This is a genomic window from Streptomyces sp. NPDC037203 (assembly GCF_055605065.1).
The window spans coordinates 89,895-103,180 of the sequence record NZ_JBVJUC010000014.1 but is presented as its reverse complement, the minus strand read 5'-3'; the positions used below and the strand labels follow the sequence as shown (position 1 = coordinate 103,180).

The following is a 13,286-nucleotide window of genomic DNA, read 5'->3' as shown; positions in this document are numbered from 1 at the left end:
TAAGACCCGTGAAGGCGATGCGGAAGCAGCACGGCGACGGCGGCCAGGTGTTCCGGATCACCGGCGCCCGGACCGGTCTCGCCGAGGACGTGCGCGGCCGGCAGCGGCGGTACGTCATCTCGATGGGGATCCGTACGGTGGCGGTGATCCTCGCGGCCACGTTGTGGAATGTCGAACGGCCCTTTGCCATCGTGGCGTTGGTGGCCGGGGCGATCCTGCCCTATATCGCGGTGGTGATCGCGAACGCGGGCCGTGAGCGGCCGCCCTCTCTGCCCTCGACGTTCGTCACCGCGCCCATGCGCCCGGTGATCGGGGCGCCGCGCGGCGAGGACGAGCAGCCCCCGCGTGATCAGGGCTGACGCGGAAGAAGGAACGCCGGTCACCCCGGAAGCTCAAGAAAAGCTCAGAATCAATGACGCAGTTCCGGTGCCGGGCGACGGGTCTGCCGTGACATACTGCGTAAGCGCTCCGCATCCCCCGTCGGAGCGACGGACCGACGCCGGGCAGCTCCCCCCGTGGCTGCTCGGCGTCGCCTCGTTCTGCACCCGATCTGGTGAGACGAATCAGTGAGTGACGAGACCCCCATCTGCTCCGCCAAGGGCTGCCGCACCGCCGCCGTGTGGGTGCTGGCCTGGAACAATCCGAAGCTCCACACGCCGGAGCGGCGCAAGACATGGCTCGCCTGCGAGGAGCACCGCGAGCATCTGTCGACGTTCCTGGGTGTACGGGGGTTCCTGAAGGACGTCGTGCGGCTCGACGAGTGGGAGCGGCAGAGCGGGAGTTGACGCCCGCGGACAGCCGGTGACCGCCCCGGCACCCGTCCCGCTCAGCCGCCGATCGCCGACATCGGGCGGTCCGGCTGGACGAAGGACGGGTCGTCCAGGCCCGCGCCCGCCTTCTTGCCCCACATCGCCACGCGCCACAGCCGGGCGATCTCCTCGTCGGGCGCGCCGGAGCGCAGGGCGCCGCGCAGGTCGGTCTCCTCGGTGGCGAACAGACAGGTGCGTATCTGACCGTCGGCGGTCAGCCGGGTGCGGTCGCAGGCCGCGCAGAACGGGCGGGTGACCGAGGCGATCACCCCGACCCGGTGCGGGCCGCCGTCCACCAGCCAGCGCTCCGCCGGTGCCGAGCCGCGCTCGCCGCTGTCCTCGGGAGCGAGGTCGAAGCGGGTGCGCAGGGAGGCGAGGATGTCGCCCGCGGTGACCATGCCCTCGCGCTTCCAGCCGTGCTGGGCGTCCAGGGGCATCTGCTCGATGAACCGCAGCTCGTAGTCGTGGGCGATGGCCCAGGCGAGCAGGTCGGGGGCCTCGTCCTCATTGAGCCCCGGCATCAGCACGGTGTTGACCTTGACGGGGGTGAGGCCGGCCGCGCGGGCGGCGCGGAGTCCTTCGAGGACGTCCTTGTGGCGGTCGCGGCGGGTGAGGGTCTTGAAGACATCGGGGCGCAGGGTGTCCAGGGAGACGTTGACCCGGTCAAGACCCGCCGCCTTCAGGGCGGCGGCGGTGCGGCCGAGGCCGATGCCGTTGGTGGTGAGGGACATCCGGGGGCGCGGGGCGAGGGCCGCGACACGCTCGACGATGCCGACCAGACCGGGGCGCAGCAGCGGTTCGCCGCCGGTGAAGCGGACCTCCTCGACACCGAGCAGGCGCACCGCGATGTCGACGAGGCGGACGATCTCGTCGTCACTGAGCAGGTCGGGCTTGGCCAGCCACTGCAGGCCCTCCTCGGGCATGCAGTACGTGCAGCGCAGATTGCACCGGTCGGTCAGCGAGACCCTCAGGTCGGTGGCCACGCGGCCGTACGTGTCGATGAGCACGTGGGCCCCCTCCCTCGATCATCGGTGATGTCTTCCCTGTCATCTGCGAGCCTACGTGACGCCACTGACAACGGCACCGGCCCCGATCGAACGAGGTGCCCGGCGGCCGCGTCGTAGGACCGTACAGGCCGCGGCCGCCGTACGACGGGTCGTACCGCGCGTCAGTGCGCGCCGGTCCCGGTCAGGGAGCGCACCTCCAGTTCCGCGTACTTGCCGGCGTCCGGCACCTCCTTCGACAGCAGGGTGCCCAGGGCGCCGAGCAGGAATCCCACGGGGATGGAGACGATGCCGGGGTTCTCCAGCGGGAACCAGTGGAAGTCGGTGCCGGGGAACATCGAGGCCGGGCTGCCGGAGACCACCGGGGAGAACAGCACGAGGCCGACGGCGGTGACCAGGCCGCCGTAGATCGACCACAGGGCGCCGGCGGTGGTGAAGCGCTTCCAGAAGAGGCTGTAGAGGATGGTCGGCAGGTTCGCGGAGGCGGCGACGGCGAAGGCGAGCGCCACCAGCCCCGCCACGTTGAGGTCGCGGGCCAGGGCGCCGAGGACGATGGAGACCGCGCCGATGCCGACGCTCGCCCAGCGGGCCGCGCCCAGTTCCTGCCGCTCGGTGGCGCGTCCCTTCTTGATGACGTTCGCGTAGATGTCGTGCGCGAAGGAGGAGGACGAGGCGAGGGTGAGGCCGGCGACGACGGCGAGGATGGTGGCGAAGGCGACGGCGGAGATGGTGGCGAGCAGGACGGCGCCCCAGGTGGAGTCGGTCCCGCCGAGGTGCAGGGCGAGGAGCGGGGCGGCGGTGTTGCCCGCCTTGTTGGAGGCTGTGATCTCGGCGGGTTTGATCAGCGCGGCGGCGCCGAAGCCGAGGGCGAGGGTCATCAGGTAGAAGACGCCGATCAGGCCGATGGCCCAGATCACCGACTGACGGGCGGCCTTCGCGGTGGGCACGGTGTAGAAGCGGATCAGGATGTGCGGCAGGCCCGCGGTGCCGAGGACCAGGGCGAGGCCGAGGGAGAGGAAGTCCAGCTTGGTGGTGCCGGTGGCGCCGTACTTCAGGCCGGGCCGCAGGAACGACGCCCCCTTGCCGCTGTTGTCGGCGGCCCGGCCGAGCAGGTCCGAGACGTCGAAGTGGAACTTCACGAGGACCAGGAAGGTCAGCAGGACGGCACCGGTCATCAGCAGCACCGCCTTGACCATCTGGACCCACGTGGTGCCCTTCATGCCGCCGATGGTGACGTACACGATCATCAGGACGCCGACCAGGGCGACGATGCCGATCTTGCCCAGGTCACTGGTGATGCCGAGAAGCAGGGAGACCAGGACGCCCGCGCCGGCCATCTGGGCGAGCAGGTAGAAGATCGACACCACGATGGTGGAGACGCCGGCGGCCGTGCGCACGGGGCGCTGGCGCATCCGGTAGGCGAGCACGTCGCCCATCGTGTAGCGGCCGGAGTTGCGCAGTGGTTCGGCGACCAGGAGCAGCGCGACGAGCCAGGCGACCAGGAAGCCGACGGAGTAGAGGAAGCCGTCGTAGCCGAACAGGGCGATGGCGCCGGCGATGCCGAGGAAGGACGCGGCGGACATGTAGTCGCCGGAGACGGCGAGGCCGTTCTGGAAGCCGGTGAACTGGCGCCCGCCCGCATAGAAGTCGGCGGCGTCCTTGGTCTGGCGGCCCGCCCATACGGTGATGCCGAGGGTGGCGGCGACGAAGACGGCGAACAGGGTGACGATCAGCGTCCGGTGCTCGCTCGCCTCGCCGGCGGCCAGCAGGGCGCGGTGGGTCGCGGGGCTCATTCGGCGGCCTCCGTACGGGCGTCGGCGCCCTCCATGCGGGACTTGATGGCCCGCGCCTTCGGGTCGAGCACGGCCGCGGCGTGCCGGGCGTACCACCAGGCGATGAGGAAGGTGGTGAGGAACTGGGCGAGGCCGAGGACCAGGGCGACGTCGAGGTTGCCCAGCACCCTGGTGCCCATGAAGCCCTCGGCGTAGTTGGAGAGCAGGACGTACAGCAGGTACCAGGCGATGAAGGCGGCGGTCAGCGGGAAGGCGAACGAGCGGTGGGCGCGGCGCAGTTCGGCGAAGTCCGCGCTTCGCTGCACCTCGATGAACTCCTCGGTGGCGGGCAGGCCGGTCGTCGGGGTGGCGGGGGGCGGTGTCTCGGTGGCCACGGATTCTCCTCGCGGGTGCGGTCGGGCAGGGCGGCCGGGGCTCGATGGTGCTAGCGCTCCCGGCCCAGGTCCACGACGCCACGCGCAGGCCGATTCAAGTCCTACGAGTTCTGTCGCAAGCGATCCGCAAGCGGTCTGATTGAGTCATTGCCAAGTCATTGCCGGTCATAGAGAGGACGGGTTAGGTTCCGCCTGCACCACTCGTCATGTACCTGCCCGAGCACCGATCCGCGGTCCGGGCAGCCCCTGTATCCGGATGAAGTGGAGAACCCATGGCTCGTCTGCGCCCCGGACGCCGGCCCGCGCTCGCCGTGCCGGCCGTGCTCTCGCTGACCGCCTCGCTCGGCTTCCTGCCCGCCACGGCCTCGGCCGCGCCCGCCTGGGCCACCAGCGCGGCGACGGCGACGTCCCGAGCGGCGGCGGGGACCCCGGCGGCGGCCGGCCCCGCCCTGTCGTACCTGGTCAACACCCGCACGGACCGCCGTACGCTCGCCTCGGTGCGCCGGGAGATCGGTCGCAACGGCGGGACGCTGGTGGCCGGTTACGACCAGATCGGCGTGTTCGTCGCGCACTCCGCGAACCCGGACTTCGCCCGGCTGATGCGCGCGGTGCCCGGCGTGGCCTCGGCCGGTGCCACCCGGCACACCCCGCTGGCCTCCGCGTCCACCGCCGACATGGGCACGCCGCAGGTGCTCGGCGGCGCGCAGGCGGCCGCGGCCGGCGCGGCGGCGACCGGGGACCAGGACCCGCTGGAGCCGCTCCAGTGGGACCTGCCCGCCATCAAGGCGGACAAGGCGCACGAGAAGACGCTGGGCAGCCCGAAGGTCACGGTCGGGGTCATCGACACCGGCGTGGACGACACCCACCCGGACATCGCGCCCAACTTCGACCGCGCCGCCTCCGTCAACTGCGTGTCGGGCAAGCCGGACACGACCGACGGCGCCTGGCGGCCCAGCGCCTCGGAGAGCCCGCACGGCACGCATGTGGCGGGCGAGATCGCGGCGGCGCGCAACGGTGTCGGCATGACGGGGGTGGCGCCGGGCGTGAAGGTGGCCGGCATCAAGGTGGGGAACCCGGACAGCTACTTCTACGCCGAGTCCGTGGTCTGCGGCTTCGTCTGGGCGGCCGAGCACCACGTGGACGTGACCAACAACAGCTATTTCACCGACCCCTGGTACTTCAACTGCACCACCGACCCGGACCAGAAGGCGCTGGTGGACGCCGTCGACCGGGCCTCGCGGTACGCGGAGCGGCGGGGCACCGTCAACATCGCGGCGGCGGGCAACGAGAATTACGACCTGGCCGCCCGCTCGATCACCGACCCGCAGTCGCCGAACGACGGCACCGCGTCGGACCGGGTGATCGACCCGCACCGCTGCTTCGACATCCCGGCCCAGCTGCCGGGTGTCGTGACGGTCGCGGCGACCGGCGCGAAGGGCCTGAAGGCGTCGTACTCCAACTACGGCCGGGGCGTCGTCGACATCGCCGCGCCGGGCGGCGACTCGACGTCCTACCAGCCCCCGGCGCCCCCGGCGACCAGCGGTCTCATCCTGGGCACGCTGCCGGGCGGCAAATGGGGCTACATGGCCGGGACGTCCATGGCGACCCCGCATGTGGCCGGTGTCGCGGCATTGATCAAGTCAACCCATCCGTACGCGTCCCCCGCTCTCGTCAAGGCGCTGCTGTACGCGGAGGCCGACGCCACTCCGTGCACGGACCCGTACGACATCGACGGCGACGGCAAGGTCGACGCGGTGTGCCAGGGCCCGGCCAATCGCAACGGCTTCTATGGCCGGGGGATGGCCGACGCGCTGGCCGCAGTGACCGATTAGCGCCCCCGTACGGGCGGGTGGTCCGCGTGGATCCGGCCATCCGCCCGTACGGCGAGACCCGGCCGACGCACGCACGTCGCGGCACCGGGTCCACTACGAGGGTTGATCGAATCAATAATGCATAGTGCAGTCATGACGGATATCGCGTTCGCATGGACCGCACTGGGCGGCGACCCCGCCCTGCTTCCTCGGGTGACGACGGTGGAGCGCCCCGGCCTCCTCGCGGCCCGCCTTCCCGTACGACGGCTCGCCCGCGCCTGCGTCGGCGCGTGCGCCCTGGCCGCCGCCGAACTGGCGGCCCGCCGGACCGGCCGCGGCGAGGTACCCGGCGTCCGGGTCGACGACGGCGCCGTGGCGGCGGCGTTCCACAGTGAGCGGCTGCTGCGGGTGGACGGGCGGGCGCCGGTCTCCTTCGCGCCGCTGTCGCGGTTCTGGCGCACGTCCGACGGCTGGGTGCGCACCCACGCCAACTACCCGCATCACCGGGCCCGGTTGCTCGACGCGCTGGGCCTGCCCGCGGACGCCGCGCCCGAGGCCGTGGCCGCCCTGCTCGCCGAGCGCACCGCGCGCGGGACCGAGGAGGCGGTGACCGCCGCCGGAGGGCTCGCGGTGGCCCTGCGCACCCCGGCCCAGTGGCGGGCGACCGAACAGGCCGGGCAGGTGGCCGCCCGCCCGCTGGTGGAGCGCGCCTTGCTCGGCGCGGCCGCCGGGCGCGCGCTCCCGCCGCTCGACCCGGCCGCCGGGACGCTGCTGCCCGCCGCCGGGGTACGCGTCCTGGACCTGACGCGGGTGCTCGCGGGCCCGGTCGCCACCCGCACCCTGGCCCTGCTGGGCGCGGACGTGCTGCGGGTGGACGCGCCCTGGCTGCCCGAACTCGCCGACCAGCACGCCGACACGGACTTCGGCAAGCGCTCCGCGACGCTGGACCTGGGCGCGCGGCGCGACACCCTGGAGGAGCTGCTGGCCGGGGCGGACGTCGTGGTCACCGGCTACCGGCCGGGCGCGCTCGACCGCTTCGGCCTCGCCCCCGAGGCGCTGGCCGAGCGGCATCCCGGTCTGGTGGTGGCGCAGGTGTCGGCGTGGGGCGCGTACGGGCCCTGGCGGGAGCGGCGCGGCTTCGACAGCCTGGTGCAGGTCGCCACCGGCATCGCGGCGACCGAGGGTTCGGCGGAGGAGCCCGGCGCGCTGCCGGCGCAGGCCCTGGACCACGGCACCGGCTATCTGCTGGCGGCGGCCGTCCTGCGGGCGCTGACCGAGCGGTCGTACGACGGCGCGGGCCGCACGGCCCGGCTGGCGCTGGCCCGCACGGCGCACTGGCTGCTGGACGGGGTGCCGGACGACGCCCCGCGGGACAGCGGGGCTCCGGGTGCCGCGCATGGCTTCCCGGACGCCTGGCTCGCCGAGACCGGCAGCACCCTGGGCCGGTTGCGGCACGCCCTGCCCCCGGTGAACTTCGCGGCCGGGCCTACCGATTGGGCCCGGCCGCCGGTGCCCTGGGGCTCGGACCGCGCCGTCTGGGCGTGAGGCAGGGGCGGCCGGCGAGCCAGGTCGCCTCGGCATGCGGCCGGGGCGCCTGGTCGTGCGGCCGGGGCAACCGAGGCCTGAGGCGGAGTCATCCCGGCGTGCGGCCGGGCCCCTTGGGGCCAGGCCGCGGGACGGTCAGACTCCGGCCGCTCCCAGCAGGCTGCCCGCCGCGTACGTGACCGCCATCGCCAGTGCCCCGCCCCCCACATTGCGCAGCACCGCCCGCCGGGGGGCGGCGGCGCCGAGGCGGGCGCTGGTCCAGCCGGTGAGGACGAGCGCGGCCAGCACGGAGACCACGGTCACCGGCAGCCGCCAGCCGGCCGGGGGCAGCACGATGGCCAGCAGCGGCAGCAGGGCGCCCACGGTGAAGGCGAGGAAACTCGCCCAGGCCGCGTGCCACGGGTTGGTCAGCTCGTCGGGGTCGATGCCCAGCTCCACACTGGCGTGGGCGCGCAGCGCGTCCCGCTCGGTGAGCTGCTCGGCGGCCTCGCGGGCCACCTCCTCGGACAGCCCGCGCTCCTGGAGCATTCCGGTCAGCTCGCGCAGTTCGGCCTCGGGCTGCTCGCGCAGTTCCCGTTTCTCCACGGCCAGCGCGGCCAGCTCGGAGTCGCGCTGGGTGGAGACGGAGACGTACTCGCCCGCCGCCATCGACATCGATCCGGCGAGCAGTCCGGCCAGGCCCGCGGTGAGCAGGGCGGCGCGGCTCCCGGTCGCCCCGGCCACACCGACGACGAGGCCGGCCGTGGAGACGATGCCGTCGTTCGCGCCCAGCACGGCGGCGCGCAGCCAGTTCAGCCGCGAGCCGAGCGCGCCGCCGTGGTTCTCCTCGTGCTTGGGTTCCGTCACAGCAGGGAGGATCGCACCCGCGGGCGTGCCCGCGCAGCCGCGACGCTCCAGCCGGTGGCAACAGGCCCCGGCGCAAAGGGCCGTTCGGCGCGGGCGTGGCTGTGGACCGGCAGCCGGCCGGGGCGGACCGGGGCCCTGCGGGGCGGAGATGTCGGTGGCGGCCCGTATCCTCAATGACCATGCTCGAAGACCGTGCGACCGCAGTGTCCTCCCCCACCCAGTGGCCGGCCGCGTATCCGCGGGGATACGCGGTCGTTGACGTGGAGACCACCGGCCTGGCCCGGCACGACCGGATCATCTCCGCCGCCGTCTACCGGCTGGACGCGCGCGGCGAGGTCGAGGACCACTGGTACACCCTGGTCAACCCGGAGCGCGATCCGGGACCCGTGTGGATACACGGTCTGACGAGCGAGGTGCTGGAGGGCGCGCCGCTGTTCGCGGACGTCGCCGAGGAGTTCGCGGCCCGCCTGGACGGCCGGGTGCTGGTCGCGCACAACGCGGTCTTCGACTGGCAGATGATCGCGCGGGAGTACGCGCGCGCCGAGCGGCTCGCGCCGGTGCGGCAGCGGCTGTGCACCATCGCGCTGTCGAAGGAGCTGGGGCTGCCGCTGCCCAACCACAAGCTGGAGTCGCTCGCCGCGCACTTCGGTGTGGTGCAGCAGCGGGCGCACCACGCGCTGGACGACGCGCGGGTGCTCGCGGAGGCGTTCCGGCCCAGCCTGCGGGCCGCGGCGGCGGGCGGCGTACGACTGCCGCTGCTGGAGTGCCGCCCGCTGACGGAGTGGTCGGACACCCCGGTGCCCCGGCAGTCCTCCGGCGGCTACGGCGGTTACCGTCCCGGCAGTTGGCGCGCCGCCCGCAAAAGGCCCGCATGCCCTTATCCCAACCCAGGCCGCTACGAAGACGGCAAACCACTCAAACAGGGCATGCGGGTGGCGTTCTCCGGTGACACCTCGACCGAGCGGGAGCTGCTGGAGGACCGGGCGACCGAATGCGGGCTCCATGTGGCGTCCGGCATCTCCCGGCTGACCAGCCTGCTGGTGACCAACGACCCCGACTCGGGCACCTCCAAGACGGTCAAGGCGCGGCAGTTCGGCACACCCGTCGTGGACGAGGCGGCGTTCGGGCAGCTGCTGCGGGACGTCGAGCCCGCGGACGAGTAGCGCCGCGGGCGGGCGGGACCGGTGCCACGGACGGTGAGAGCGGCGCCGCGGAGGCGTGACGCGGACCTCACGGACGGGTGATCGTACGAAAGGGTGATTGACGCACGACTCACCCGGCGGCCGCTCGCCCGGACCCGCCCGACGGCCCACCCTGTGGCGCATGGCGAGATGCGAAGTGTGCGGCAATGACTACGGGATGACCTTCGAGGTCCACGCGCAGGGCGCGGTCCATGTCTTCGACTGCTTCTCCTGTGCGATCCACCGCATGGCCCCGATCTGCGAACACTGCCGGGTGCAGATCATCGGGCAGGGCGTGGAGGTGGAGGGCCACTGGTACTGCGGCGCGCACTGCGCCCGCGCGGAGGGCCGTACGGGCGTCGTCGACCGGGTGTGAGCCGGCGGACGTACGGCACCGGGTGTGACCCGGTACCCGCCTGAATGCACCCCGCGGCCCGGATGTACCGTCGTGGGGTGCATCGCTACCGCTTCCTGTTGTCCCTCCAGTGGGTCATCCTCACCATCGTCGCGATCGCGCTGATCCCGACGATGATCAAGCTGGGTTTCTGGCAGAAGCACCGCTACGAGGAGCGCACCGCGCGCAACGACCTCGTCTCCTCCGCGCTGCACGCCAAGCCGGTCCCCGTCGAGCAGCTGTCCTCGCCCGGACACTCCGTGACCCGGACCGAGCGGTACCGCACGGTCACCGCGACCGGCACCTTCGACACCGCGAAGACGGAGGTGGTCCGGCGCCGGACCAACGCCGACGGCGATGTCGGCTACCACGTCCTCACCCCGTTCGTCCTCACCGACGGCAAGGTGCTGATGGTCAACCGCGGCTGGGTCGCCGCGGACGGGGCCCAGACCGCCTTCCCGAAGATTCCCGCGCCGCCCGCGGGGCGGACCACCATCAGCGGGCGCCTGATGGCCGACGAGACCACGGCGGCCAGTGGCATCAAGAACCTCAAGGGCCTGCCCGACCGGCAGATCATGCTGATCAACAGCACCGAGGAGGCGCACCGGCTCGGCGTGCCGGTGCTCGGCGGCTACATGGAGCAGACGGCGCCCTCGCCCAAGGGCGGCTCCCCGGAGCAGATCTCCGACCCCGGCACCGAGGACGCCCCGCTGAACTACGCGTACATGATCCAGTGGTGGCTGTTCGCGGCGGCCGTCCCGGTCGGCTGGTGGTTCCTGCTCCGCCGGGAGGTCCGGGACCAGGAGGAGGCCGCGGCGGCGCCGCAGCCGCAGGAGGGCGAACCGGCCGCGGTCTGACGGCACCAGCGACGCGGGGGCGTTTTCACTCCCCCGGCGCACCACCTGATTGGCCCCCGGGTCCACCGGGAAACCGCATCCCGTGAACGCCCGCAGCAGTGCCCGTATCGAGGACTACGCCCTCATCGGCGACGAGCAGACCGCGGCGCTGGTCGGCAGGGACGGCTCGATCGACTGGCTGTGCCTGCCCCGCTTCGACTCCGGTGCCTGCTTCGCCCGGCTGCTGGGTGAGGACGAACACGGCCACTGGCGGATCGCGCCCGCGTCGCCGGGCGGCGGCGGCACCTGCACCCGCCGCGCCTACCGCCCCGACACCCTCGTCCTGGACACCGAGTGGGACACGCCCGACGGCACGGTCCGCGTCACCGACCTGATGCCGCAGCGCGAGCGCGCCCCCGACGTCGTCCGGATCGTGGAGGGCGTCAGCGGCCGGGTCACCGTGCGCAGCACACTGCGGCTGCGCTTCGACTACGGCTCGGTCATGCCGTGGATGCGCCGCAGCGACGGCCACCGGGTGGCCGTCGCCGGCCCCGACTCGGTGTGGCTGCGCTCGGAGCCCGCGGTGCGCACCTGGGGCGAGGACTACGGCACCCACTGCGAGTTCACCCTCGGCGAGGGCGAGCGGGTCGCGTTCGTCCTCACCTGGCACCCCTCCCACGAGCGGCGCCCCCCGCTCATCGACCCGTACGAGGCCCTGGAGAGCAGCGTCACCGACTGGCGGCGCTGGGCCCGGCGCTGCCGCTACGACGGCCCGCACCGGGACGCCGTCGTCCGCTCCCTGATCACCCTCAAGGCGCTGACCTACGCCCCGACCGGCGGGATCGTCGCCGCGCCCACCACCTCGCTGCCCGAGCGGCTGGGCGGGGTGCGCAACTGGGACTACCGGTACTGCTGGCTGCGCGACTCCACCCTCGCCCTCGGCGCGCTGCTCACCGCCGGCTACCAGGAGGAGGCCGAGGCCTGGCGCAACTGGCTGCTGCGCGCCGTCGCCGGCAATCCCGCCGCCCTCCAGATCATGTACGGCGTCGCGGGCGAACGGCGTCTCGGGGAGGCCGAGCTGCCCTGGCTGCCCGGCTTCGCCGGCTCCTCCCCGGTGCGCACCGGCAACGGCGCCGTGGAGCAGTTCCAGCTCGACGTGTACGGCGAGGTGATGGACTCGCTGTCGCTGGCGCGCACCGCGGGCCTGCCCACCCGGCCGCACATGTGGTCCATCCAGCGGGCGCTGATGGACTTCCTCGTCTCGGCATGGCGGCGGCCGGACCAGGGCCTGTGGGAGGTGCGCGGCGGGCAGCGGCACTTCGTGCACTCCAAGGTGATGGTGTGGGTGGCCGCCGACCGGGCGGTCCGCACCCTCGAACAGCACCAGGAGACCAGCGGCGACCTGGAGGGCTGGCGGCGGCTGCGGGAGGAGGTGCACCGGGAGGTCTGCGCGAAGGGCTACGACCCGGAGCGCAACACCTTCACCCAGTCCTACGGCTCCCGCGAGCTGGACGCCGCCCTGCTGCTCATCCCGCGCGTCGGCTTCCTGCCGCCGGACGATCCGCGGGTGATCGGCACGGTCGACGCCATCCGCGCCGACCTCGCCCACGACGGCTTTCTGCGCCGCTACGACTCGGAGGAGGGCGACGACGGCGTGGTCGACGGGCTGCCGGGCGGCGAGGGCGCCTTCCTGGCCTGCTCGTTCTGGCTGGTGGACGCGCTGCACCTGACCGGCCGCCCGAAGGAGGCACGGGAGCTGTTCGAGCGGCTGGTGCGGGTGGCCAACGACGTCGGGCTGCTGGCCGAGGAGTACGACCCCGGCGCGGACCGCCAGCTCGGCAACTTCCCGCAGGCGTTCAGCCATCTCGGACTGGTCAACTCCGCCCTCACACTGTTCGGGACGCAGGAGGCAGGATAGGGGCCATGGATCTTGGACTGAAGGACCGGGTGTACATCGTCACCGGAGCCACCCGCGGCCTGGGCAACGCGGCCGCGCGGCAGCTCCTCGCGGACGGCGCCAAGGTGGTGATCACCGGCCGGGACGAACAGCGGGCGGCGGCGGCCGCCGCCGAACTGGGCCCGGACGCGCTGGGCATGGCCATGGACAACGCCGACGAGCAGGCGCCCGAGCGGCTGATCGCGGCCGCCCGTGAGCACTTCGGCGGCTTCCACGGGGTGCTGGTGAGCGTGGGCGGCCCGCCGCCCGGCTTCGTCGCCGACAACACCGACGAACAGTGGCGCGCCGCGTTCGAGTCCGTCTTCCTCGGCGCGGTGCGGCTCGCCCGCGCGGCGGCGGCCGAGCTGGACGAGGGCGGGGTCATCGGCTTCGTGCTGTCCGGCTCGGTGCACGAGCCGATCCCGGCCCTGACGATCTCCAACGGCCTGCGCCCCGGACTCGCCGGCTTCGCCAAGTCCCTCGCGGACGAGCTGGGCCCGCGCGGCATCCGGGTGCTGGGCCTGCTCCCGGCCCGTATCGACACGGACCGGGTGCGCGAGCTGGACTCCCTGTCCGCCGACCCGGAGGCCACCCGCGCCGCCAACGAGTCCCGGATCCCGCTGCGCCGCTACGGCACGCCGGAGGAGTTCGGGAAGGTCGCGGCCTTCCTGCTGTCCCCGGCGGCGTCGTATCTGACGGGGATCATGGTGCCGGTGGACGGCGGGATGCGGCACGGGTTCTGACCCCGAGGGGCCCC

General features: G+C 73.2%; 13 protein-coding genes. 9 read left to right on the top strand and 4 right to left on the bottom strand.

The window, feature by feature from the left end; genetic code table 11:
* Positions 1 to 17 precede the first annotated feature (17 nt).
* Together ACZ7EC_RS29825 and ACZ7EC_RS29820 are read left to right on the top strand one after the other, a co-directional pair.
* The gene (locus ACZ7EC_RS29825; protein WP_471067456.1) at positions 18 to 359 is read left to right on the top strand and encodes a DUF3099 domain-containing protein; all 342 of its coding nucleotides are present in this window, start codon (positions 18 to 20) and stop codon (positions 357 to 359) included.
* Positions 360 to 566: 207 nt separating this feature from the next.
* Positions 567 to 785 carry a hypothetical protein gene (locus ACZ7EC_RS29820; protein WP_471067406.1) on the top strand — a complete coding sequence of 73 codons (219 nt, stop codon included), beginning with the start codon at positions 567 to 569 and terminating at the stop codon, positions 783 to 785.
* A gap of 41 nt (positions 786 to 826) precedes the next feature.
* Here ACZ7EC_RS29820 and moaA read toward each other — a convergent pair whose 3' ends face one another.
* The 3 genes from moaA to ACZ7EC_RS29805 form a co-directional block, all read right to left on the bottom strand.
* Positions 827 to 1,816 (bottom strand): GTP 3',8-cyclase MoaA, encoded by a 990-nt coding sequence (moaA, locus tag ACZ7EC_RS29815; protein ID WP_471067405.1) that lies wholly within the window; start codon positions 1,814 to 1,816, stop codon positions 827 to 829.
* 161 nt (positions 1,817 to 1,977) lie between these two features.
* The gene (locus ACZ7EC_RS29810) at positions 1,978 to 3,606 is read right to left on the bottom strand and encodes a solute symporter family protein (protein WP_471067403.1); all 1,629 of its coding nucleotides are present in this window, start codon (positions 3,604 to 3,606) and stop codon (positions 1,978 to 1,980) included.
* Positions 3,603 to 3,980, bottom strand: a complete 378-nt coding sequence (locus tag ACZ7EC_RS29805; RefSeq protein ID WP_471067401.1) for a DUF485 domain-containing protein — start codon at positions 3,978 to 3,980, stop codon at positions 3,603 to 3,605. The genes ACZ7EC_RS29810 and ACZ7EC_RS29805 overlap by 4 nt, the downstream gene beginning before the upstream one ends.
* Before the next feature lie 272 nt (positions 3,981 to 4,252).
* Between ACZ7EC_RS29805 and ACZ7EC_RS29800 the strand changes: the two genes are divergently transcribed.
* Positions 4,253 to 5,812 carry a S8 family peptidase gene (locus ACZ7EC_RS29800; RefSeq protein ID WP_471067399.1) on the top strand — a complete coding sequence of 520 codons (1,560 nt, stop codon included), beginning with the start codon at positions 4,253 to 4,255 and terminating at the stop codon, positions 5,810 to 5,812.
* Positions 5,813 to 5,944: 132 nt separating this feature from the next.
* The gene (locus tag ACZ7EC_RS29795; RefSeq protein ID WP_471067398.1) at positions 5,945 to 7,336 is read left to right on the top strand and encodes a CoA transferase; all 1,392 of its coding nucleotides are present in this window, start codon (positions 5,945 to 5,947) and stop codon (positions 7,334 to 7,336) included.
* Between the two features lie 135 nt (positions 7,337 to 7,471).
* On the opposite strand, the gene ACZ7EC_RS29790 is transcribed toward ACZ7EC_RS29795, so the two are convergent.
* Positions 7,472 to 8,182 carry a VIT1/CCC1 transporter family protein gene (locus ACZ7EC_RS29790; protein WP_471067396.1) on the bottom strand — a complete coding sequence of 237 codons (711 nt, stop codon included), beginning with the start codon at positions 8,180 to 8,182 and terminating at the stop codon, positions 7,472 to 7,474.
* A 179-nt stretch (positions 8,183 to 8,361) separates the two neighbouring features.
* Between ACZ7EC_RS29790 and ACZ7EC_RS29785 the strand changes: the two genes are divergently transcribed.
* The 5 genes from ACZ7EC_RS29785 (at position 8,362) to ACZ7EC_RS29765 (ending at position 13,272) form a co-directional block, all read left to right on the top strand.
* Positions 8,362 to 9,345 (top strand): DEDDh family exonuclease, encoded by a 984-nt coding sequence (locus ACZ7EC_RS29785; protein WP_471067395.1) that lies wholly within the window; start codon positions 8,362 to 8,364, stop codon positions 9,343 to 9,345.
* A gap of 160 nt (positions 9,346 to 9,505) precedes the next feature.
* Positions 9,506 to 9,739 carry a hypothetical protein gene (locus ACZ7EC_RS29780; protein ID WP_020939201.1) on the top strand — a complete coding sequence of 78 codons (234 nt, stop codon included), beginning with the start codon at positions 9,506 to 9,508 and terminating at the stop codon, positions 9,737 to 9,739.
* A gap of 77 nt (positions 9,740 to 9,816) precedes the next feature.
* Positions 9,817 to 10,614, top strand: coding sequence for an SURF1 family cytochrome oxidase biogenesis protein (locus ACZ7EC_RS29775; RefSeq protein ID WP_471067393.1), 798 nt, complete (start codon positions 9,817 to 9,819; stop codon positions 10,612 to 10,614).
* Between the two features lie 82 nt (positions 10,615 to 10,696).
* On the top strand, positions 10,697 to 12,511 hold the full coding sequence (locus ACZ7EC_RS29770; protein ID WP_471067391.1) for a glycoside hydrolase family 15 protein: 1,815 nt from the start codon (positions 10,697 to 10,699) through the stop codon (positions 12,509 to 12,511).
* A 5-nt stretch (positions 12,512 to 12,516) separates the two neighbouring features.
* Positions 12,517 to 13,272: an SDR family oxidoreductase gene (locus ACZ7EC_RS29765; protein ID WP_471067389.1), complete on the top strand. Its 756-nt coding sequence runs from the start codon at positions 12,517 to 12,519 to the stop codon at positions 13,270 to 13,272.
* The last annotated feature ends 14 nt before the right edge of the window (positions 13,273 to 13,286 follow it).

Coding starts and splice junctions, on each gene's coding strand:
- ACZ7EC_RS29795 (WP_471067398.1), top strand. CDS start 5,945: ATGACGGATATCGCGTTCGCATGGACCGCACTGGGCGGCGACCCCGCC.
- ACZ7EC_RS29800 (WP_471067399.1), top strand. CDS start 4,253: ATGGCTCGTCTGCGCCCCGGACGCCGGCCCGCGCTCGCCGTGCCGGCC.
- ACZ7EC_RS29810 (WP_471067403.1), bottom strand. CDS start 3,606: ATGAGCCCCGCGACCCACCGCGCCCTGCTGGCCGCCGGCGAGGCGAGC.
- ACZ7EC_RS29780 (WP_020939201.1), top strand. CDS start 9,506: ATGGCGAGATGCGAAGTGTGCGGCAATGACTACGGGATGACCTTCGAG.
- ACZ7EC_RS29825 (WP_471067456.1), top strand. CDS start 18: ATGCGGAAGCAGCACGGCGACGGCGGCCAGGTGTTCCGGATCACCGGC.
- ACZ7EC_RS29765 (WP_471067389.1), top strand. CDS start 12,517: ATGGATCTTGGACTGAAGGACCGGGTGTACATCGTCACCGGAGCCACC.
- ACZ7EC_RS29785 (WP_471067395.1), top strand. CDS start 8,362: ATGCTCGAAGACCGTGCGACCGCAGTGTCCTCCCCCACCCAGTGGCCG.